Here is a 20,583-nt window from a genome sequence, read left to right on the forward strand (position 1 = left end):
TACCCCGGCAGGGCCGACCCAACCGCCACGAGGACCACGACTCAGTCGCCGGCGGCGTACCGTCGCCTGATGCGGATCACCCGATTCACGCACGCCTGTGTCCGCGTCGAGCACGACGGTGGGGTGCTGGTCGTCGACCCGGGGACGTGGAGCGAGCCGCGGGCCCTGGCCGGCGCGGACGCCGTCCTGGTCACGCACGAGCACACCGACCACATAGACGTGTTGCGGCTCGCCGGTCTCGGTGTCCCCGTGTACGCGCCGGAGGGTGCCCGCCTGCCGGATCTCGCCCCGTTGCCGGTGACCCGGGTCCGTGCGGGCGAGCGGTTCACGGCGGCCGGCATTCCGGTCAGCGCGCACGGTGGCCGGCACGCCGCGATCCACGAGGGGCAGCCCGACTGCCCGAACCTCGGCTACCTGATCGGCGGCGAGCTCTACCACCCGGGCGACGCCCTGCACGTGCCGGACGAGCCGGTGCGCACCCTGCTCGTCCCGGCCCAGGGGTCCTGGCTGCGCCTCGACGAGGCGATCCGCTTCGCCGGCGCCGTGGGCGCGGCGGCGGCGTACCCGATCCACGACGCGCAGCTCAACGACCGCGGTCTGGCCAGTGTCGCGGGTTGGTTCGCCGAGACGATCCCGGGCTACCGTCACCTGCTGCCCGGCGACACCGCCTGACCCCTGTCGTCATCCGCCGCCGGGGTGCGGAAACGGGGCGCGGCGGCGGTGAGCACCGCGGCGGCCGTCGGAGCGGACCACCCCTCGGTCAGCTCCGTCACGAGGTCGGCGACCAGCCGGGCCACGGCCGGCCCGCCACCCGGGTGCAGCGCCTCCGCGACGATCAGCACCGACGAGGTGCCCGCCCGTACGGCTGACCAGCCGCTCTGCCGGTTCGTCCACCGTCGGGCGTGTGCCCGCCCGGCGGAGTCGACGAAGGTCACCTCGCCCGGCTCGGGATGCTCGGTGTCGCCCGCGAAACTCAGGTACGCCTCGTCGCCGTGTGCGGGCCGGACCACCAGGTCGCCGTCGACCCGGTCCAGGTCGAGCGCCGCGACCGGGATGGCGTACGCGGCCGAGATGGCGTTGCAGAGGTCGACGAGCGGGTGCACCCGGGGCAGTTCGCCGTCGAGGCGCAGCCGACGTAGCAACGCCTCGGCGGCGCACCGGTACTTGGTGGGCCGCAGCCCCATCGCCGCGTACGCCCGCCGCCACGCCTGGATCTCCGGGAACCCGCTCTCGGCCCCACCGGCCAACCGCCGCCGCGCCTGGGCGAGATGAGCCGCCGTGCGTGCCGTCACGTCGACGGTGGCGGTGATCCCGGCGGCCTGCACCACACCGGCGACCAGGTCGGGGTACGCGTCGCGAAGCCGCGGAGAGTGTTCGAACTGCACTGTGGTCCTATCGTTCGGTGAGGGCGAGGGTCACGCCGAGCGCGACGAACGTGCCGGCGGCGGATCGGCGCAACCAGTCGGTGACCCGGGGTCGGGTCAGCACCCGGTCGCGTACCCGGGCCGCGAAGATGCCGTAGCCGCTGAACACCACGAAGGTGAGCAGCATGAACACCGCGCCGCAGCCGAGCATCGCCCGGGTCGAGCCCGGTGCCGTGGTGTCCACGAACTGCGGCAGGAACGCGACGAAGAACATCGTCGGCTTCGGGTTGAGCAGGTTGACCAGCACCCCGGAGACGATCACCCGGATCGCCGAGCGGGGTGGGGCGTCGGTGGTCACCGCGAAGGCGTCGCGGTCTCGCGCCATGGACCAGGCCAGGTAGAGCAGGTAGCCGACGCCGAGGTAGCGGACTGTCTCGAACGCCACCGCGCTCGTCTGCATCAGCGCGGCCAGCCCGGTCATCGCGGCCAGCAGATGGGGCAACGTCCCCAGCGTGCAGGCGAACGCGGCAAGCACCCCGGCCCGCGCACCCCGCGACAGGCCGGCGGAGAGCGTGAAGATCACCCCGGTGCCGGGGGTGACCACCACGATCAGCGTGGTGATCAGGAACGGGATGGTCACGATCGTCCTCCGACGGAGTTGGCAGGTCTGGCTCCTGCTCACTCTGCTGCCACAATGGTCCGATGGGCAGAGCCAAAGTGACCGCGTCCGAGAGGTCCATATCGGCCGGGTCCGACTTCCTGCACCTGACCATCACCGACGCGACGCCGGGCGGGCGCGCCGCCTGGCTGACCGACCGGCTGCGGCAGGCCATCGCCGAAGGACGGGTGCCGGTCGGTGACCGGCTGCCCCCGACCCGGGTGCTCGCCGCCGACCTCGGTGTCTCCCGGGGCGTGGTCACCGAGGCGTACCAGCGCCTGACCGAGGAGGGGCACATCGCCGGTCGGGGTCGGGCCGGCACTGTCGTCGTCGCCGCGCCGGCTGCGCCCACACCCACACCGGCCGCCGCGCCGGCACCGGTCACGACCTTCCCGCCGGCACCGGGCACCGACATCTTCGACGCGGTACGCGCGGCGCACGCGTCCATCGACCTGACGCCCGGCGTACCCGATCTGGCCGCCTTTCCCCGCGCGGACTGGCTGCGCGCCGAACGGAGCGTGCTGCGCCGCCTCGCCGCCGCGGACCTCGGCTACGGCGACCCCTGTGGCACGCCCGCGCTGCGACAGGCCGTCGCCGCCTGGCTGGCCCGCAACCGTGGCATCAGCGTCGACCCCGCCGAGGTGATCATCGTGGCCGGCGTCTCCCAGGCGCTCGGGCTGCTCGCCCAGGCACTCACCGCTGCCGGCCTCGACCGGGTCGCCGTCGAGGACCCGGGCTCGCTCGGGGTGCGCCAGCACCTGAACAACTGGCGGATGGACACCCCGCCGATCAGCGTCGACGACGCCGGGCTGCGGGTCGACGAGTTGACCGCCAGCGGCGTACCGGCCGTGATGCTCACCCCCGCGCACCAGTTCCCGACCGGTGTGGTGCTCGACGGTGACCGCCGCCGCCAACTCGTCGCCTGGGCGCGGGCCGGCGGTCTGATCATCGAGGACGACTACGACGCCGAGCACCGCTACGACCGTCCTCCGGTGCCGGCGCTGCGTGGTCTGCTGCCCGAGCAGGTCTGCTACGCGGGCAGCGTCTCCAAACTGCTCGCCCCCGCCCTGCGGGTCGGCTGGCTGCTCGTGCCGGCGCGGCTGCGTGAGGCCGTGGTGGCCGCCAAGCGCAACGCCGACCTGGGCAACGCCGTGCTACCGCAACTGGTGCTGGCGGAGTTGATGACCTCCGGCGCCTTCGAGCGGCATCTGCGGCTGCTGCGTCGCCGACACATCCGCCGGCGGGACGCCATGATCGCCGCGCTGGCCCGCGCGCTGCCGTCGGCGACGGTGCACGGCGCCGCCGCCGGCCTGCACCTGATGATCACGCTGGACGACACCGTGGTCGACACCGAACTGGCTGCGGCGACGCTGGCGCGCGGGGTGAAGGTGCAACCCCTGTCCTGGCACTGCCAGCGGCCGTACCGGCCCGGTCTCGTGCTCGGCTACGCGGCCCGTACGCCCACCGAGATCGAGGACGGCGTCGCCGCTGTCGCCGCCGCGCTCGGGCCCTAGGACCGTCCGGCGTAACCTTCGCCCGTGGGACTGCGGTTCGAGACGCGCGGGTCCGACTCGCCATGGGTCGACACCGTGTGGACCTGCACGAGCGAGCAGGTCACCACGATGACATCCGTGGCAGGCGTGCGTTGGGGCCTGGTGTTCTGGGAGCAGGCTGGCCGGACGTACGCGGGCATCACCGGTCCCGAGACCCGGACCGGCACGGCGCCGGTGCCGGAGGGCGCCACCTTCACCGGCATCGAGTTCGCCGTGGGCACCTCGTTGCGGGCCGTGCCCCCGCCGACGCTGGTCGACGGCGGCATCGAGCTTCCCGACACCACGCGCCGGACGTTCCGGCTGGACGGCGCGCGCTGGGAGACGCCCGGCCCCGACGACGCTGAGGTCCTTGTCGACAGCCTCGTCCGGGAGGGCACCGTGGTCCGTGACCTGCTCGTCGCCGAGCTGCTGCGGGGCCACCGTCCGGTCGTCTCGGCGCGCACCGTCGAACGCCGGTTCCGCGCCGCGACCGGCCTGACGCGCGGCGCGGTCCGGCAGATCGAGCGGGCCCGCGCGGCGGCGGAGCTGCTGGCCACCGGCGACCCGGCCGCCGACGTGGTCGCCAAGCTCGACTACTTCGACGAGCCGCACCTGGCCCGGGCGCTGCGCTGCTACCTCGGACGCACCGTCCGGCAGCTACGGGAGGGCACCGGCGGCGCCATCGCCCTCGACCTGGATCAGCGCTTGACGTCGTAGACCACCTTGAGGATCCCGTTCGAGTAGCTCTCCGACTCTCGCAGGGTCAGCATGTACTTGTCGCGGTCGGCCCGGCCGAACAGGCTCTTGCCGGCACCGAGCAGCACGGGGAAGACGAGCAGGTTGTACTGGTCGATCAGCCCCTCATCGGACAGCCGGCGGGCCAGCTCCGCGCTGCCATGGATGAAGATCGCTCCGCCCTCGCCCTGCTTGAGCGCGGCGACGTCCCCGGTCGAGCGCAGGATCGTCGTCGGCCCCCACCCGTCGACGAGCGCGTCGTCGGACAGCGTGCTCGACACCACGTACTTGGGCAGCTCCTTGTAGTCGGCGTGGTCCTCCGAACCGGGCCAGACCGGCGAGAACGCCTCGTAGCTGCGACGGCCGAACATCAACGCCGTCGTGTCAGCTAGTTCCTCGCCCTTCAGCGACCAGGCCTCTGGGACGAACTCGAGGTCCTTGAACACCCAACCGCCGCTGCGGTGCTCCTCACCCGGCCCGCCGCCGGGCGAGTCCACGACGCCGTCGAGCGACATGAAACCGGTATAGACCAGGTCGCGCATTGTGTTGTCTCCTCATGCTCGGAAGCGGGCTGCAGGGTCCACGCTAGATCGCGGTCGCGGCGCTGTCTTGGACGGAAACGACAGCCGCTCCGAACACGCCGCCGGGTCTGGTGCCGTGATCAGGCCGACCGGCCGGGCGGATGAGCCCGCTCAGCCGCCCGGTCGGCCGGGCGGATGAGCCCGCTCAGCCCAGGAACAGCTGGACGAGGACCAGCACGGCGAGCAGCGCCGGCCCCCGTGACCCCTGACGCATCAGGTCGACCGGGATCATCCCGAACGGCGTGTTGACCGTCGCGCCGCCGTAGTTGATCGGCGGGCGGGTGCCGGCCCGGAACGCGGCGGCCACCACACCGAGCGCCAGCGTCGGCGCCAGCCAGGCCGGCCCCGGGTCGACGGTGGGCAGGGTCAGCAACCACCACAGGCCCGCGCCGACAGCCGGCACCACCACGTGGATCCCGCGCAGCAGGTTGTCGCTCCCACCGAGCGCCCGGCGCAGCCCGGGTGAGCGGCTGACCGACCGCAGACCGCCGGTCAGCCGGTTGGCGGCGAGGTACGCGAACACCACCTGCGTGGCCCCGGCCAACCCGGGCAGGGCGAGCGCGGCAGCGAACTGCACCCCGATCAGCGCCGCCCAGATCAGCACGGCGCTCGGGTGCCGGCGCAGCCGGCGTACGTCGGCTTGGAGCAGTGCCCACCAGCCGGGGCCAGGCCGGAACCGGCGGCTGCGGACCCGCCCGATCCGGCGCCAGCGGCGGCTCTCCACGAGGCCGGCGAGCAGGCTCGGATCCAGCAGGATCGTGGCCGTGGCGGCGGCGTTGGCGAACTGCGCGCCGGTGGTCAGGGTGGCCCGGTCGACCCGGGGCAGCGCGCGTACCGCGAGGATCATGCCCACGACCGCGAGCGGCACCGCGACGGCGAACAACGCGACGGTCGGTGTCGTCGTCGGCCGGGGCAGCCCGTCGTCGAGGCGACCGACGAACACCACCAGAGCGGTGATCACGGCCGCCGCCACCATCGGCGCCGCCCCGACCACGCTCGGCCAGCGTCGCCCCGACCGGCTGCTCTGGGCGACGACGCTGAGCGCCAGCGCGGCCGCGCCCCACCCCGCGCCGGCCGCCGCCGCCCAGCCCAGGGCGGACGGTTCGCTGACCCCACCGAGCGCCGCCACCGCCACTCCGAGCGCCGCGGTGCCGGCCGCCGAGCCCAGCAGCAGGAGGACGAAGCGCGGCGCCAGCCAGGCCCGCCGGTCGATGGGCGCGCTGGTCGCCCAGCTCTGTGTCGCGGGGGTGACCAGCAGCGGGCCGAGCGCGCGCAGACCACGCCAGGCCAGCCCCGCGCCGGCGAGCAGCGCGGCGACCGCCAGCCACCACCGCACGCCCGGCTCGGCCTGCCCCACCGTGGGGGAGTCCAGCAGGTCACGGCTGGCGCTGATCGCGAACCAGCCGTACATGCCCACGAACAGGACCATGACGTACGCATCGCCGAGCACGTCACCGAGGGAATGGTCGTGGTGCCGGCTGCGTGCTTTGCGCAGGTGCGTCCGCACCTGCCGGGCGCTCGGCACCCCGACCGGCGTGTCGGCGATCGTGGCCGGCGCCGCGGTCACTTGCCGATCTCGATGCGCTCGTCGACCACCGCGTCGATCAGCTCCGGGTCGTGCGAGGCCAACAGCACGGCCGTGCCCGCCGCCCGTTCGCGGAGGAGTCGGTCGGCGAGCCACTGTCGCCCGCGGACGTCCAGCCGCTGCTCGGGCTCGTCCAGGATCAGCACCCGGCGGGGCCGGACGAAACAGGACGCCAGCGCCAGCCGGCGGCGCTGCCCGCTGGACAGCGTCACCGGCAGTTGGTCGCGGGCCGGCTCCAGACCCAGCTCGGCGAGGACCTCCTCGACCGGCTCGGCGTCACCCCCGTGGGCGTACGCGACCAACTCCAGGTGCTCGACCACCGACAGGTCGGGGAAGAAGTCGATGTCGTCCAGGGCGGCTGCCACCAGCGCACGCACCTGAGGATCGGTCTCGTCGGCCCGGCGGCCCTGCACCAGCACCTCACCCGCGTCCGGCCGGTCGGCGCCGACGACACAGCGAAGCAGAGTGGTCTTGCCGCTGCCGTTCGGGCCCAGCACCACCGCGATCCGGCCCGCCGGGAGCGTGAAGCTCACCTCGTCGAGCACGACCAGGTTGCCGAAGTTGCGACTGAGTCCCCGTACCGAGAGCGCGTCCACGATCACAGAGTCTGCTTCCTTCTTGTTGCTCACACCTGATCGGGGTGAGACTTCCGGATGATTCGCTCTTCGCTCAGCAGGGCTGGGCTGAAGTCCGGGAGCGGCAGTCTGCTCCGGTGGCGATTGGCCCGTGTCTGCACGATCTGCTTCACCAAGTTGTGCGGGGTGCGCAGGGTGATGTCGGGGTCACCGCGTCGTTGCAGGACGTTGATCGCGGCGTTCACGTCGGCCTGCCACACCACCCCGCACACGTGCCACCGCCTTCGCCGACTCCCGGCTGGCGGTGATGTCGGCCATCGCGTCACGGACGGTCTCTTTCCACGCGTTGGCCAGCACCTCGAACCGTCGGTGTGTGCCCTCGGCTAACCACTGGTCGCGGACCTGCCGGTCCGTCAGCCCTGCCCCGGCCACGGAGCCGTAGCGGCGCCATACCTCACTGCGTACCCGCCCGAGTCGCCGGGCCTGCTCGGCCAGCGCACGATACTTGCCGACGTTGAGTCGCTGCGAGTAAGCGATCCGGGTGGTCTTCACCGGGCACCCCCGTTCAAGTCGTCGGTCTTCATCGGCTTCTCGTATCGGCGCAGGCCATGGAGCCGACCTGAGAAACTATGCACGACCGACAACAGGTCGGCGACCATCTCTTCCCGCGGTGACAGCGATTCCTGGTTGGTCACCAACAGCTCACATCCGGCCACCTCACCTCGTAGGCGGGATAGTCGAAGCCGAACCGGGCCAGCCGGTCCTTGTGGGCGATGACCAGCGTCGACACCTGCCCGGCCTTGACTCGGCTCATGACGTTGAGAAGCTTAGGCCGCAGCAAATCCATACCACCGCCGATCTCACTGACCCACTCGTGCACGGCCAGCCCTCGGGCTAGGCAGAACGTCTCCATGCCGGTGCGCTGCGACGCAAGGTCGTCGCGCTGTCCGGCGGAAGACAACCGACAGTAAGCGATCACCTTCCGGTCGTCTCGCGAAAAAGCGGGAGTGAGTACGGCGCACACATCGGACTCGTCGAAGTACCGCTGGCCGGTGGGGTGCGTCTGGTGACAATCCGGCCTCAGCCTCCTATCGGCGCACCGCGCTCGCGGAACGACCAATGCGTTCCGCGAACTCCGAAATGCGATAAAACAGTCTCCTGGACCTTTGCCAGCAGCCACCGTGGGCGACCTACGTCACTCGGGTGTCGGCGTCGTTGTCCAGCCGGGCGTCGGCGGCGGCCAGCCCCTGGGCGTCGGCGACCTCCTCGGCCACCGCCGCCGCGTCCGCCCAGTGCCGCCGCGCGTCGGCCTGGTCGCCCAGCGCGGAGCAGGCGTCACCCAGGTAGAGCAGGGTACGCGCCAGCCCGGCTGTCGGCCGGGTCTCCTCGCGCAGCCGGCGGCTCTCGGCCAGCAGCTCGTACGCCGTCCGCGCCTGCCCCGGGGTGCTGCTCAGCAGCGTCGCTCCGGCGTTGAGCAGCGCCGTCGCCCGGCTGGTCGGGTCGTTGACCGACTCGTACTCGCGCAGTGCGGCCCGCCACGCCTGGGCGGCGTCCAGGTGCTCGCCGAGCGCCGCGTGGACCAGCACCAGGTTCGTCAACGCCGCCGCGTACCCGCGCGCGTCACCCACCGACCGGAACGTGTTGGCCGCCCGCACCAGGTGGTGGTGCGCGGTGTCCGGTTCGCCCCGGGCCAGTTGGGCCGCGCCCAGGCCCAGCTCGGTGAGGGCGTGCCCGGCCCGGTCGGCGCCGGAGCGGTGTCGGCGGGACATCTCCAGGTGCTCCACCGCGTCGTCGAGCTGCCCCAGGTCGAGCAGGGCCAGGCCGAGGTTCATCCGCGCCTGGGCGTTGCCCCGCCGCCCCCGCTCGTTGACCGCGAGGGTGAGCGCGGCCGCCGCACCCTGCGGGTCGTGCCGGCGTCGACGCAGCACCCCCAGCTCGTTGTGCGCCCACCCGGCGATCTCCGGACGGTCGTCAGCAGTCGGGGTGGCCAGCACGGTGCGGCAGACCTGCTCCCACTCGTCGAGCCGCTCGGCGTACGCCAGCCACCCGCACAGCGCCACGGCCAGCCGGAACCACCACCGGCGGACCCGGCGGGGCAGGGTCTCCTTCGCGCCGGCCGGCACCCGCACCACCGCCAGCAGCAGCTCCTGGTGCAGGTCGAACCAGCCGTACGGGTCGTCGTCCAGCGGCAGCGACCACTCCCGGTCCCCCGGCGAGCCGAGCACCGCCAGGTTGGCCACGTGCCGTTCGGCCTGGCGGGCCAGGTGCCGGGTCAGGCGGGCCTGCGCGGCGACCCGGGCCCGGACCGGATCCGCGTCCCGCAGGTGCAGCCGGGCGCTGCCGGCCAGCAGGGGGCGGAGCTCGTACCGGTCGCCGGGCGCGCCGACCACGAACGCCGCCGCGGCCAACCGGTCGAGCAGTGCGGTCACCAGCTCGCGGTGCCGTCCGGCCAGCGCGGCGATGGTGGGCCGGTCCACCGGGGCGGGAACCAGCGACATCAGCCGGTACAACCGTCGGGCCTGGCGGGGCAACACCCGGTACGCGATGTCGCGTTCGGTGACCAGGCGGGCCGCCGGTGAGACGGCGAGCCGCTGGTGCGGTGGCGTCTGCACCGCGCGGCGCAGCGCGTCCAGCACGTCGGAGTGCCGCCAGCCGTGCTGAGCGGTCCGGTAACCGAGCGCGCGGACGGTACGCGGTTGCCGCCCGCACAGGTCGACGATCTCGCGTACCGCCGGATCGGTGCGCGGGTCGGCGCGACGGACCCGGGCGGCGGGCGCGGCTCCACCCGCCGTCGCGAACAGCTCCACCGCCTCGGACGTGCCCGGTTCGGCGATCCAGTGTGCGACCACACCCTCCAGACCGACCAGCGCCGGACCGCCGGCGAGCAACAGGCGGCAGGTGCGCGCGGTGGGCGGCAACAGTGGCCGGACCTGGTCGGGACGGTCCACGTTGTCCAGCACCAGCACGATCTTGCGACCGTCGAGCTGACCGCGCAGCGCGTCGGCGGCGGCGGCGAGTGCGTCCGGCCGGCCGGAGGTCGGCGGGGCGGTGCCCAGGATCCGGGCCAGCGCGGTGAGCACCTGCCGGGCCGAGCGGGGTCGGCCGCGCCGCCGCAGGTCCAGGTAGTACTGGCCGTCGGGGAAGTCCTTCCGGCACTCGTTCGCGGCCTGCACCGCGCACGCGGAGGTGCCCACCGCGCGTCGGCCCAGAACCGCCACCGCGTGCTCCCGGGTGAGGAGACCGACCACCGCGTCGACGTGCTTCTCACGACCGGTGAACTCGGCCGTGTAGGGCAGATTGGGTGCCCCGGCGGCCGGGGTGGTGAGCACCTCCGTCGGCTCGGGGTCGACCTCCGGGCCAGCCCGGCGGCGGCGCACCTCGTACACCACGTAACCGACGACGCCGCCGGAGGCCAGGACGATGGTCACCGGCCCGAGCACGCTGGCAGCCAGCTCGGAGAGGACATTGCCGGCCAGGTTGCTGGCCACGTTGGCGAGGACGCTGCCGACCACGCCGCCGATCGCGATCAGCGCCGGCCAGCGCGAGCCGCCACGCGAACCACCCGGCCCGGTCACCGCACACCCCCGGAGACGAGCCCGGCGACCAGGTGCCGCCGCGAGAGGACCACGAGCACCACCGGCAGCACCGAGGCGAGCACCGAGCTGGCGGCCAACGCCCCACTGTTGCTCACGAAGCTGCGGGTCTGCTCAGCCAGGAACGGCCCGAGCGGCGACGACCCCGGCCCGCCGAACAGCCGCCCCACCACCAGGTCGTTCCAGACCTGGACGAACTCCAGCACGGAGACCGCCACCACCGCCGACAGGTTGTGCCGGGCCAGCCGGCGCAGGGTGTGCCACCACCGACGCCCGCCCAACCGGGCGTCGCGGACCTGCTCCACCGGCAGGTCGGCGAACGCGTTGCGCAGCACCAGCACCGCGAACGGCACGCCCAGCGCGATGTGCACCAGGGCCAGGCCCTGGGCCGTACCGGAGGAGAGCACCAGGCCCAGCACCTCGTTGACCGGCCCGGCGATGACCTGGATCGGTACGACGCTGGCCGCCAGCAACAGCAGCCCGGTGGCCTGCGCGGCCGGCCCGGTCAACCAGGCCAACGGGTACGCGGCCAGCAGCGCGACCACCAGCACCGTGGCGGTCACCGCGGTGGCCAGCAGCAGGGTGAAGCCCAGCGTGCGCCACAGCTCGGTGCCGGTGACCAGGTCGCGGTAGGACTCGCCGTTCGGCGGCGCCGACCACCAGCCGCGCGCGGCGGCGTCCACCCGGCCGTGCGCCGACGTGGCGACCAGCACCGCCAGCGGCACCAGCCAGGCGATCGCGGCACCCGCCGCGAGCAGCCGGAACACCCGCCGGGGCGGGGCGACCGGGGCGGGCTCCGGTGCCGCCTCGACGCGCGGCGGGGGCCAGGCCTGCCGGACGAAGAGCGCGGCCACCATGATCCCGCCGATCACCGCCACCAGCCACACCACGCCGAGCGCGGCGCCGTCGCCGGTGGTGGTGACCCCCGACGTCTGCCAGATCCGCAGCGCCAGCACCGAGGCCTCGTCGCGGACCGAACCGGGGGTCATCACCAGGATCAAATCGAACGTGCGGCTGGTGCCGACCGCCACCAACGCGAAGACCACAGCGGTCGTCCGCAGCAGCAGTGGCCGCCACTGCGCGTCCCACAGCACGTGGCGACGCGTACCGCCGTAGGCGCGGACCGCGTCGGCGAGGCTCGGCGGCACCGCGTCCAGCGCGGAGCGGAAGACCAGCACCGCCAACCCGACCCAGGCCCAGACGAACGCCGACATCAACGCGACGGTGACCATCCCCGGCCCGAGCAACTGCGGCGCGTCCTCCACCGGGCGGCCGGTCAGTCGGGTCGCGACCAGGGTGGCCAGCCCCCGGCTCGGGTCCGGGTCGTACATCAGCCGGAAGGTGACCCCGGTGACGACCAGCGGCAACGCCACCGGCACCAGGAGGATCAACCGGACCAGGCCGCCCTCCTGGGAGCGGCGGGACGCGGCGGCGAGCAGATAGCCCAGTGCCGTCACCACCGCCGGCACCAGCAGGGCCCAGAGGACCGTCCGACCGACCACCGCGCCGGTGCCCGGGGCGGCGAGCGCGCTCCGGAAGTGCGACGCGCCGACCCAGCGACCGTCGGTGGTGACGCTGGCGTGCATGGTCCGCAGCACCGGCCACAGCACCAGCCCGCCGAGCAGCACCGCGGCCGGCAGCAGCAGGGCCGACGTGGCCCCCGCCGCCGGATAGGCCCGACCCCGCCGGGCTGGACCGACGTCGTCGAGGACCGCCAGCTCGCCGAGGACCCGCACCTGGCTCATCGGCCGCCCCCCGCGCTGCGGGCCGCCGCGGCGAGCAGGCCGGTGGCCCGGCGGATCGCCTCGCTGGCGCGGACCCCGTCGGTGACGTCGGCGAAGAAGCCCTGCATGATCCGCCAGATGCCGACCCCGTCCGAGCCGGTGAATGCGCCGCGCAGTTGGTCGGAAAGGTCGAAACGCAGGGTGCCGGGGGCCCGCATCTCCGTGGCGAGTTGCTTGCCGACGCCGTCGGTGTAGCTGGCGATGGAGACATTGGTGTTGGGCGACAGGTAACCACCTTCGCGTAGCCACGGCTGGAACGAGTCGGCCCTGGCGAGCCATTCGACCAGCTCGACCCCACCCCGGGCGTCGGCGAACGCCACGGCCGCGTCCCCACCGACGATCAGAGGACCGCCGCCCGGCTGCGCGCCCGGGAACCGGAACGTGACAGGTGCCTCCGGGCCGCGTCGGAACGGACGAACGACGTCGGCGGTGAAGTCGGCTCCGAGGAGCATCACCGCCCGTCGGGTGTGCACCACCTGGATCACCGACTCCTCGTACTGGGTGAGCAGGGCACGACGGCCGCCGCCGACGAACGCGCCGTCGATGCTCCACAGACCGGCGAGGCGGTCCAGGGCGTCGCGTACCGGCTTGTCCTGCCAGTCGGCGCCCTGTTGGGCGAGGGCGTAGTAGCTCCCGGGTGCCATGTCGGCCAGGACGTTCTCGAACCAGTCGGTGAGCACCCAGCCGTCCGCGGCGCCGATGGCCAGGGGCGCCGGCCCGCCGTCGCGTCGGGCGCGCGCGGCGAACTCCCTGGTCCGGTCGAGCAGTTCGTCCCAGGTGGTCGGCGGCGCGGGCAGCATGGAGGGCAGGTGCCAGATCAGCGACTTGTGCGCCGCCTTGACCCAGACGCCGTAGCGTTCGCTGTCGGTCATCAGCAGATCGCTCAGCTCGACGCGCACGGCGTAGTCGGTGGACGGGTGCACCGGGCTCAGCCAGCCGCGCTGGGCGTACTCGGTGACCAGGCCGGGGCGCGGCAGGATCGCCACGTCCGGGCTGGTGCCGGCCAGGTGTCGGGCGCGCAGGAACGCGTCGATGTCGTTGCCGGCGCTGATCACCTGCACCTGGGCGGGGTAGCCGGCGACGACCTCGCGGAACCTGTCCAGCTCGCTGGTGCTCCAGACCACGGCGACCTGCACCGACCGGGTTCCGCCGGAGCAGCCGGCGGCCAGGGCGGTGGTGCCCGCGGCGGCGGCGCGCAGCAGCGTACGGCGACTCACCCGGGCGGCCGGCCTCATCGGGCCGCCTCGCTCGGCTCGGTGACCAGCTCGTGCCGCACCGGTATCTCGGCCAGGGTGGCCGGGTCGGCGGTGCAGACCAGCACCGCCACCCCGGGGGCGTCCGGCGGCGAGAGGCGAGGCATCAGGTCACCGAGGCGGCTGTCGCCCGCCGAGCCGGCCGGCAGGTCGACCACCAGCACCTCGGGCAGGCAGGCCGCCGCTCGGGCGAGCGCCACCCGGAACCGCTGGGCGTCGGAGATCTGGTGCGGCAGCAGGGCGAGGGAGAGCGCCAACTCCAGCCGGTCGACCACTGTGGCCGTCCAGTCGTTGGCCACCTCGTGCACCCGTTCGCGTTTGCGCTGGCCGTACTCGATGTTGCGCCGCACGGTGAGCTGCGGCAGCAGCGCGCCACCGGCGGGCACGTAGCCGATCTGCCGGCGGGGCGGCGGCAGGCTGGTGACGTCCCGGTTGCCGACGAGGACGCGACCGGTCACCGGCGGGGCCAGCCCGGCCAGCACCCGGGCGACCGCGGTGCCGAACCGGGGCGGTGCCACCAGGGCCGTGAGAGTGCCGGCGGGAACGTCCAGGGTCACCGGCCCGGTGCCGGGGACGGCGACCAGTGCGCGTAGCCGTAACGTGACCCTCACCTCCGGTGACCATCGATGACCGTCCCAGGGTTTCACACCGTGACGACAATCGACGCCCCCGAACCCTTCCACTGTGGAGATGGGCGGGGCTGTTCAGTCGGGGGAGTAGAGCGCGGCGAGCCCGGCGGCCGTGGCGGCCAGCCGTTCGCGCAGCGCCACCGGGGTCAGCACCTCGACGTCGGCACCGAGGCGCAGCAGGTCACCGTGGGCGTGGGTGAGCGACTCGATGGGCAGCACCGCGGTCACCCAGCCCCCCGCGTCCGGTGGCCCGGCGCTGCTGTCCATCGCGGTCACCACCGGGTCGCTGCCGACCTCGCGCAACCGCTCCCGCCCGGCGGGGGAGAGTCGGACGTGGGCCTCGTCGCGGTGCAGCCGGGCCCGGAACTGCACCACGTGCGCCCGCCACCAGGACGGCAGGTCGAAGTCGGCCGGGCGGTCGAACTCCTGCGCCAGTGGGGTCAACGCGAGGATCTGGTTGACCCGGTAGGTCGCCGGCGCGCCCCGGCCGGGCTGGTCGGCCACCACATACCAACGGCCGCCCTTGAGCACCAGGCCGTACGGCTCCAGGACCCGGGTCACCTCGCCGTTCCAGCCGCGGTAGCGCACCTCGACGCGGTGCTGCCGCCAGACCGCCTCGGCCGTGCGGGCCAGCTCGGGGGAGGCGTCGCCATCGGCGTACCACCCGGGAGTGTCCAGGTGGAAGCGCTGTTGCAGGCGGGTCGCCCGGTCGCGCAGCGGCGCGGGCAGCGCGGCGTGCAGCTTGAGTTGCAGCGCGGCCACCACATCGCCGTAGCCCAACTCGTCGGCGGGGCCGGGCAGCCCGGCGAGGAACAGCCGGTCGGCCTCCTCGGCGGTCAGCCCGGTCAGTCGGGTCCGCCAGCCGTCGACCAGTTGGTAGCCGCCGGCGTGCCCGGCCTCGCCGTAGAGCGGGATGCCGGCGGCGTGCAGCGACTCGACGTCCCGGTAGATGGTGCGGGGGGAGACGGCCAACCGCTCGGCGAGCTGCGCGGCGGTCAACCGCCCGTGCGACTGGAGCAGCAGCAGGACGGAGAGAAGTCGAGAAGCTCGCACTTCACTGACACTAGTTGTCAGGGGACCCGCCCTACCGTCCCGGCATGGCATTTCGCGACAAGGAACTACGAACGCCCGGACCAGTGCTGATTGACGGCCGGCAACTCAAGCGCTACCACGTGGACCAGCCGGAGCGACCGATCGAACCCGAGGTGGAGAAGGCCGCGTACGACCTGCTGCCCGACCTGCTGGCCGACGTCGTCGACGACGGCACCCCGGCCGCCGGCTGGGTGGTGCTGCACCGGGGCGCGGACACCGGCGCCTATCTGCTGGCGTACACCTGGGTGTGGGACAACGCGGTGGAGGTCCGCGTCGCCGCCGCCGGGCAGCCGGCGCTGGACTGTCCCGACGACGACCCGGCACACTTCGTCCACCTACGCCGCCCGGCGGTGGGCTGCGTCTGGGAGTTGGCGGTTCTGGAACACGAACGGGCCGCCTGGGTCCGGCACATGCTGCTGCCGGAGAGTCCGAATCTGACCAATTATCTGCGTGACACGCGAGCGGAAGGGCCGGTGGGCCGCTGATGGGCGACTTCGACTTCTTTGTGGGCACCTGGAACGTCGTCAACCGCCGGCTGCGCAAGCGGCTGGTCGGCTCCGACGAGTGGGAGGAGTTCCCCGGGGTGTCGGTGGCGCACGGCTTCTTCGCCGGCGGCGGTCACTTCGACGAGATCACGTTCCCGACCAAGGGCTCCGCCGGCGCCACGATCCGGATCTTCGACCCCGCCCGGCAGGAGTGGTCGATCTACTGGATGAGCAGCGACGTCGGGGTGCTGGGGCTGCCGCCGATGGTGGGCCGCTTCGTCGACGGGGTCGGCCACTTCTACGCCGACGACCAGCACGAGGGGAGCCCGGTCCGGTGCCGGTTCATCTGGTCGGGCATCAGCGCGACCACCGCCCGCTGGGAGCAGGCGTTCTCGGTCGACGGCGAGCAGACCTGGGAGACCAACTGGATCATGACCTTCACCCGAGCGTCCGACTAGGGCCCGTCGCGTAGTTCCGGCCGTTCGGGTGCGGTGTTAGGGTCCGATCACCGCCCCGGATGGAGGAACGCGATGGCCTCCGACCACGTCGACGTGCTGATCATCGGCGCCGGCCTGTCCGGCATCGGCGCCGCCTGCCACCTTCGTCGTGACTGCCCCGACAAGACGTACGCGGTGCTGGAGGCGCGCGACGCCATAGGCGGCACCTGGGACCTGTTCCGCTACCCGGGCATCCGCTCCGACTCTGACATGTTCACCCTCGGCTACTCGTTCAAGCCGTGGACCGCGCCGAAGGCCATCGCCGACGGCACGACCATCCGGGAGTACGTGCGGGAGACCGCCCGGGAGTACGACGTGCCGCGGCACATCCGCCTCCGCCACCGGGTGCTGCGTGCCGACTGGGACAGCGACACCGCCCGCTGGACGGTGCACGCCCAGCGCACCGACACCGCCGAAATCGTGGTGCTGACCTGCTCGTTCCTCTTTGCCTGCGCCGGCTACTACCGCTACGACGAGGGTTACACCCCACCCCTGCCCGGTGTCCAGGCGTACGCCGGGCGGCTGGTGCACCCGCAGCACTGGCCTGACGACCTCGACCACACCGGCAAGCGGGTGGTGGTGATCGGCAGCGGCGCGACGGCGGTGACCCTGGTGCCGGCGATGGCGCAGCGGGCCGCGCACGTGACCATGCTCCAGCGCTCACCGACGTACGTCATGGCGCTGCCCGCCCGCGACCGCCTGGCCGACGCGTTGCGGCGTTGGCTGCCGGCGAAGGCCGCGTATCCGGTGGTGCGCTGGAAGAACGTGCTGCTGTCCACCGTCAACTTCCAGCTCAGCCGGCGTGCGCCCGGCCTGGTGAAGCGGGTGCTGCGCCGGGTCGCGCGGGGCCTGCTCCCGGTGGGGTACGACGTCGACCGGCACTTCTCGCCCCGCTACGACCCCTGGGACCAGCGGCTCTGCGTGGCACCCGACGGTGACCTGTTCACGGCGGTGCGCGACGGCACCGCGTCGGTGGTCACCGACACCATCGACACGTTCACCGCGAACGGCGTCCGACTGGCCTCCGGCGACGAGCTGCCCGCCGACATCGTGGTCACCGCGACCGGGCTCAACCTGCTCGCCCTCGGTGGCCTGACACTGCGGGTGGACGGCGTCGACGTCGACCTGCCGAACACCGTGGCCTACAAGGGCATGATGCTCTCCGGCGTGCCGAACTTCGCGCTGACCCTCGGCTACACCAACGCGTCGTGGACGCTCAAGGCAGACCTGGTCGCCGGCTACGTCTGCCGACTGCTGCGGCACCTCGACCGCACCGGCCAGCAGGTCGTCACCCCGCTCCCACCGCCCGACGCGGAGCGGGTGCCACTGATCGACCTGCGCTCCGGCTACGTGCTGCGCGCTGTCGACACGCTGCCCAAGCAGGGTGCGACCACACCGTGGCGGCTGCACCAGAACTACGCCCGCGACGTGCTGTTGATGCGGCACGGCCGGCTCACCGACGAGGGGGTGCGGTTCTCGCGGGCCGGCGGGGTGACAGTGCCCGACCGCACCCCACGTCCCGTCGCGTCCGAGCGTCGGTAACCGCCAGCAGAGGAGCAGGATCGTGCAGAGGTTCGACTTCGCCGGCGCGACCGCCGTGGTCACCGGGGCGGCCAGTGGCATCGGCGCCGCGCTGGCCCACGCGTTGGCCCGCCGAGGCAGCGATCTGGTCCTGCTGGACCGCGACGCCGAGCGGCTGGACGCGGTCACCACCGCGATCCGCGCCGAGCACCCGGATCGTCAGCTCGCCACGTACCTGGTGGACCTCGCCGACCAGACCGCCACCGCCCAGGTGGCCGCGGAGATCGGCCAGCGACACCCCCGGGTACGCCTGCTGATCAACAACGCCGGCGTGGGCCTCGGCGGTCGGTTCGACCAGGTGACGTTCGACGAGTTCAGCTGGGTGATCGACGTCAACTTCCGGGCCGTGGCGCAACTGACCCACGCGCTGCTGCCGACCCTCCGGGCCGAGCCGGGCGCGCACCTGGTCAACATATCCAGCCTGTTCGGGCTGATCGCGCCGGCCGGGCAGACCGCGTACGCGGCGAGCAAGTTCGCCGTACGCGGCTTCACCGAGGCGCTGCGCCACGAACTGGTCGACGACGGGATCGGGGTGACGTCGGTGCACCCCGGCGGCATCCGTACCCGGATCACCGAGAACGCCCGGATCGGCAGTGGCGTCTCCCACGACGAGTACGCGGCCGGTCGGGCGCAGTTCGAGAAGCTGCTGACCATCGCGCCGGAGCGGGCCGCCGAGGTGATCCTGCGCGGCGTCGAGCGGCGTCGGGGCCGGGTGTTGATCGGCTGGTCGGCGAAGCTGCCCGACCTGCTGGCCCGGGTCATGCCGGCCTCGTACAACCGGCTCCTGGTCACCGGCCTGAACCGGGGCGTGGTCCGTCCGTCGCCGCCCGCTCCCGCCGTCCCCGCGCAACGCCCCGCCGACACCCTCGCCGACCCGGCGCGCGAGGTGGCGTGAGCGCGGTTCAGGCCGGGTCGGCCACCGTCGCGCTCGGGCCCACGTCGCGGCGGCGCAACAGGATGGTCAACGCCACGAGGGCGACCAGCAGCGCCGCCATCACGTACACCGGTGCCGGACCGAGCGGTGCGAGCAGTGCCAGCAGCGCGACGACCGGGAAGGCGACGACCACCGCGCCGTGCTGCTGCCGACGTACGTGCAGCACCCAGACCGTGAGCAGGAAGACGGCGACCGGGACGGCCACCGCGTACCCGGCGATCGTTTCCGAGATGTGCGCGAGGTGCCGCTCGTGGTCCACCGAAACGCTCAGACCCGCACCGACCGCGGCGACCGCCGCGAAGATCAGGTAGTGCCCATAGCCCCAGACCAGCGTGTACGGCAACCGGTCGGGCGCGTCGATGGGCCGGTCGAAGTAGAGCCACCACAGGGCGAACACGATCAGGGTGGCCGCCGCCGCCAGCGACCAGAGGTGGCGGTCGCCGGCGTCCACTCCGACCTGGATGGCCACCGACGTGGCCAGCACCACGTCGCCGAGCACGATCAGGGTGAACAGCCCGTACCGTTCGGTGATGTGTCGCGGATGCCAGGGGGTCATGCCCGGGCGCTCGGCCACCGCCGGCACCAGCAGGTCGGCCACGACCAGCAGCAGCAACGCCGCGGTCGCCCAACTCTGCGGCAGGGCCAGCCGGAGCAGCCAGCCGAGCTGGACGACGGTGACGCCGATCGCGTACCGCCGGGCCGCCGGGCGGTGCGCCGGGTCACCGGCGGCGGCCCGGCACCACTGCACGACGAGCGCGATCCGCATCACCACGTAGCCGTACGTGATGACGCTGAAATCGCCGTCGGTGAACGCCCGGGGCACTCCGGCGGCGATGATCAACGCGCCGGCGATCTGGACCAGCGTCGCGATCCGGTAGAGGTCGTCGTCGGTGTCGTAGGCCGAGGCGAACCAGGTGAAGTTCATCCACGACCACCAGATCGCGAAGAAGACCATCAGGTATCTGGTCAGCGCGTGGCCGAGCTGATCCTCGGAGACGGCGTGGTGCAGGTTGGTGGCGGCCTGCGACACGGCCACCACGAAGCACAGGTCGAAGAAGAGTTCCAGCGGCGTGGCCGCGCGGTGCGGCTCGTCGCGACGACGTGGCCGCATCGGCCGGTAGAACGGCCGCACCGACCGAGGCTGGCTCACCGCAGTTCCTCAGGCCGCCCGCGGTCAGCCGCGCCGACGCCCGTGCGTCAGCCCCTCCAGCACCAGGGTCAGCCCCGCGCCGACCAGCCAGACGTCCTTGGCCAACCCCGCGCCCTGCTGGGTCGGGCGGATGCTGCCGGGTTCGCGCATCCCCGGCGTCTTCAGGTACAGCTGCACCAGACCCGCGCCGAACGCGGTCAGGCCGAGCCCGACCAGGGGCGCCGGGACGAACGGCGCGATCAACGCGGCCCCCAGGGCGATCTCCGAGTACGACAGCAGCTTGGCGAAGCGCGTCGGCTCCAACTGACCGAGCTGGGGCATGGCGGCGACCGCCATCCCGTGCAAGCCCTCCGCGGCGGTGCCCTCCAGAGTGCGCTTGCCCAGACCCGAGTTGAGAAAGTACGCGCCGATACTGACCCGCAGTGGCAGGTGCGCGGATTTCATTGTCACTCCCGTCGGCCGTGGTCGAATGCGGCCCGCGTACCCCGGACCGCCCCCGATAACCCGCCGGGCCGGCTGGGCTGGCCGTGGTGGTCGCGGTAGGTTCGCCGGGGG

Annotated in this window: 20 protein-coding genes and 1 pseudogene; 7 read left to right on the forward strand and 14 right to left on the reverse strand. The window is 73.0% G+C overall.

The features are described 5' to 3' along the window. Positions 1 to 69: 69 nt before the first annotated feature. The gene (locus tag ACFYP0_RS16710; RefSeq protein WP_112676645.1) at positions 70 to 672 is read left to right on the forward strand and encodes an MBL fold metallo-hydrolase; all 603 of its coding nucleotides are present in this window, start codon (positions 70 to 72) and stop codon (positions 670 to 672) included. Here the strand turns inward: ACFYP0_RS16710 and ACFYP0_RS16715 are convergent. Together ACFYP0_RS16715 and ACFYP0_RS16720 are read right to left on the reverse strand one after the other, a co-directional pair. Then, positions 645 to 1,385, reverse strand: a complete 741-nt coding sequence (locus ACFYP0_RS16715; protein ID WP_386996576.1) for a B3/B4 domain-containing protein — start codon at positions 1,383 to 1,385, stop codon at positions 645 to 647. The genes ACFYP0_RS16710 and ACFYP0_RS16715 overlap by 28 nt on opposite strands. Positions 1,386 to 1,392: 7 nt before the next feature. After that, complete coding sequence (locus ACFYP0_RS16720; protein WP_091406584.1) at positions 1,393 to 2,004, reverse strand: LysE family translocator; 612 nt, start codon at positions 2,002 to 2,004, stop codon at positions 1,393 to 1,395. A 62-nt stretch (positions 2,005 to 2,066) separates the two neighbouring features. Here ACFYP0_RS16720 and pdxR point away from each other — a divergent pair, with 62 nt between their 5' ends. Both pdxR and ACFYP0_RS16730 read left to right on the forward strand, forming a co-directional pair. After that, on the forward strand, positions 2,067 to 3,536 hold the full coding sequence (gene pdxR, locus ACFYP0_RS16725; protein ID WP_386996579.1) for a MocR-like pyridoxine biosynthesis transcription factor PdxR: 1,470 nt from the start codon (positions 2,067 to 2,069) through the stop codon (positions 3,534 to 3,536). A gap of 24 nt (positions 3,537 to 3,560) precedes the next feature. After that, positions 3,561 to 4,271, forward strand: a complete 711-nt coding sequence (locus tag ACFYP0_RS16730; protein ID WP_355499761.1) for a helix-turn-helix domain-containing protein — start codon at positions 3,561 to 3,563, stop codon at positions 4,269 to 4,271. Here the strand turns inward: ACFYP0_RS16730 and ACFYP0_RS16735 are convergent. From ACFYP0_RS16735 to ACFYP0_RS16780, 10 genes and pseudogenes are all read right to left on the reverse strand, one after another. Continuing rightward, the gene (locus tag ACFYP0_RS16735; RefSeq protein ID WP_124854999.1) at positions 4,253 to 4,831 is read right to left on the reverse strand and encodes a dihydrofolate reductase family protein; all 579 of its coding nucleotides are present in this window, start codon (positions 4,829 to 4,831) and stop codon (positions 4,253 to 4,255) included. The two genes, ACFYP0_RS16730 and ACFYP0_RS16735, sit on opposite strands and share 19 nt — an antisense overlap. A gap of 184 nt (positions 4,832 to 5,015) precedes the next feature. Next, positions 5,016 to 6,437 (reverse strand): DUF6297 family protein, encoded by a 1,422-nt coding sequence (locus tag ACFYP0_RS16740; protein ID WP_124854997.1) that lies wholly within the window; start codon positions 6,435 to 6,437, stop codon positions 5,016 to 5,018. Continuing rightward, complete coding sequence (locus tag ACFYP0_RS16745; RefSeq protein WP_112602474.1) at positions 6,434 to 7,057, reverse strand: ABC transporter ATP-binding protein; 624 nt, start codon at positions 7,055 to 7,057, stop codon at positions 6,434 to 6,436. Before ACFYP0_RS16745 ends, ACFYP0_RS16740 begins: the two co-directional genes overlap by 4 nt. A 180-nt stretch (positions 7,058 to 7,237) precedes the next feature. Continuing rightward, positions 7,238 to 7,582 carry a hypothetical protein gene (locus tag ACFYP0_RS16750; RefSeq protein WP_357005257.1) on the reverse strand — a complete coding sequence of 115 codons (345 nt, stop codon included), beginning with the start codon at positions 7,580 to 7,582 and terminating at the stop codon, positions 7,238 to 7,240. Beyond that, positions 7,579 to 8,184: pseudogene (locus tag ACFYP0_RS16755) on the reverse strand (IS607 family transposase). The gene ACFYP0_RS16750 and the pseudogene ACFYP0_RS16755 overlap by 4 nt, the downstream one beginning before the upstream one ends. Before the next feature lie 36 nt (positions 8,185 to 8,220). Further along, positions 8,221 to 10,605, reverse strand: a complete 2,385-nt coding sequence (locus tag ACFYP0_RS16760; protein ID WP_357005260.1) for a tetratricopeptide repeat protein — start codon at positions 10,603 to 10,605, stop codon at positions 8,221 to 8,223. Next, positions 10,602 to 12,368, reverse strand: a complete 1,767-nt coding sequence (locus tag ACFYP0_RS16765; RefSeq protein ID WP_355499771.1) for an ABC transporter permease — start codon at positions 12,366 to 12,368, stop codon at positions 10,602 to 10,604. Before ACFYP0_RS16765 ends, ACFYP0_RS16760 begins: the two co-directional genes overlap by 4 nt. Next, positions 12,365 to 13,642 carry an extracellular solute-binding protein gene (locus tag ACFYP0_RS16770; RefSeq protein WP_357005263.1) on the reverse strand — a complete coding sequence of 426 codons (1,278 nt, stop codon included), beginning with the start codon at positions 13,640 to 13,642 and terminating at the stop codon, positions 12,365 to 12,367. Before ACFYP0_RS16770 ends, ACFYP0_RS16765 begins: the two co-directional genes overlap by 4 nt. After that, positions 13,639 to 14,271, reverse strand: coding sequence for an ATP-binding cassette domain-containing protein (locus tag ACFYP0_RS16775; RefSeq protein WP_357005266.1), 633 nt, complete (start codon positions 14,269 to 14,271; stop codon positions 13,639 to 13,641). Before ACFYP0_RS16775 ends, ACFYP0_RS16770 begins: the two co-directional genes overlap by 4 nt. Positions 14,272 to 14,364: 93 nt before the next feature. Beyond that, positions 14,365 to 15,342, reverse strand: coding sequence for a helix-turn-helix transcriptional regulator (locus tag ACFYP0_RS16780; RefSeq protein WP_357005269.1), 978 nt, complete (start codon positions 15,340 to 15,342; stop codon positions 14,365 to 14,367). Positions 15,343 to 15,386: 44 nt separating this feature from the next. Between ACFYP0_RS16780 and ACFYP0_RS16785 the strand changes: the two genes are divergently transcribed. The 4 genes from ACFYP0_RS16785 to ACFYP0_RS16800 all read left to right on the forward strand — a co-directional run bounded on the left by ACFYP0_RS16785 (position 15,387) and on the right by ACFYP0_RS16800 (position 18,839). After that, complete coding sequence (locus ACFYP0_RS16785; RefSeq protein WP_355499780.1) at positions 15,387 to 15,866, forward strand: hypothetical protein; 480 nt, start codon at positions 15,387 to 15,389, stop codon at positions 15,864 to 15,866. Further along, complete coding sequence (locus ACFYP0_RS16790) at positions 15,866 to 16,324, forward strand: hypothetical protein (RefSeq protein WP_355499782.1); 459 nt, start codon at positions 15,866 to 15,868, stop codon at positions 16,322 to 16,324. The genes ACFYP0_RS16785 and ACFYP0_RS16790 overlap by 1 nt, the downstream gene beginning before the upstream one ends. Positions 16,325 to 16,396: 72 nt before the next feature. Beyond that, positions 16,397 to 17,905 carry a flavin-containing monooxygenase gene (locus ACFYP0_RS16795; protein WP_357005272.1) on the forward strand — a complete coding sequence of 503 codons (1,509 nt, stop codon included), beginning with the start codon at positions 16,397 to 16,399 and terminating at the stop codon, positions 17,903 to 17,905. Between the two features lie 22 nt (positions 17,906 to 17,927). Next, entirely contained in the window at positions 17,928 to 18,839 is a 912-nt protein-coding gene (locus tag ACFYP0_RS16800; RefSeq protein ID WP_357005275.1) for an SDR family NAD(P)-dependent oxidoreductase, read from the forward strand. Positions 18,840 to 18,846: 7 nt separating this feature from the next. On the opposite strand, the gene ACFYP0_RS16805 is transcribed toward ACFYP0_RS16800, so the two are convergent. After that, on the reverse strand, positions 18,847 to 20,028 hold the full coding sequence (locus tag ACFYP0_RS16805; RefSeq protein WP_357005278.1) for a low temperature requirement protein A: 1,182 nt from the start codon (positions 20,026 to 20,028) through the stop codon (positions 18,847 to 18,849). Positions 20,029 to 20,052: 24 nt separating this feature from the next. Next, complete coding sequence (locus ACFYP0_RS16810) at positions 20,053 to 20,472, reverse strand: hypothetical protein (RefSeq protein ID WP_124862404.1); 420 nt, start codon at positions 20,470 to 20,472, stop codon at positions 20,053 to 20,055. Positions 20,473 to 20,583: the final 111 nt, after the last annotated feature.

The sequence above is a fragment of the Micromonospora arida genome, from assembly GCF_042873195.1.
GTDB classification, from domain to species: domain Bacteria; phylum Actinomycetota; class Actinomycetes; order Mycobacteriales; family Micromonosporaceae; genus Micromonospora; species Micromonospora arida.

Coding starts and splice junctions, on each gene's coding strand:
- ACFYP0_RS16710 (WP_112676645.1), top strand. CDS start 70: ATGCGGATCACCCGATTCACGCACGCCTGTGTCCGCGTCGAGCACGAC.
- pdxR (WP_386996579.1), top strand. CDS start 2,067: ATGGGCAGAGCCAAAGTGACCGCGTCCGAGAGGTCCATATCGGCCGGG.
- ACFYP0_RS16735 (WP_124854999.1), bottom strand. CDS start 4,831: ATGCGCGACCTGGTCTATACCGGTTTCATGTCGCTCGACGGCGTCGTG.
- ACFYP0_RS16765 (WP_355499771.1), bottom strand. CDS start 12,368: ATGAGCCAGGTGCGGGTCCTCGGCGAGCTGGCGGTCCTCGACGACGTC.
- ACFYP0_RS16770 (WP_357005263.1), bottom strand. CDS start 13,642: ATGAGGCCGGCCGCCCGGGTGAGTCGCCGTACGCTGCTGCGCGCCGCC.
- ACFYP0_RS16785 (WP_355499780.1), top strand. CDS start 15,387: ATGGCATTTCGCGACAAGGAACTACGAACGCCCGGACCAGTGCTGATT.
- ACFYP0_RS16790 (WP_355499782.1), top strand. CDS start 15,866: ATGGGCGACTTCGACTTCTTTGTGGGCACCTGGAACGTCGTCAACCGC.
- ACFYP0_RS16795 (WP_357005272.1), top strand. CDS start 16,397: ATGGCCTCCGACCACGTCGACGTGCTGATCATCGGCGCCGGCCTGTCC.
- ACFYP0_RS16810 (WP_124862404.1), bottom strand. CDS start 20,472: ATGAAATCCGCGCACCTGCCACTGCGGGTCAGTATCGGCGCGTACTTT.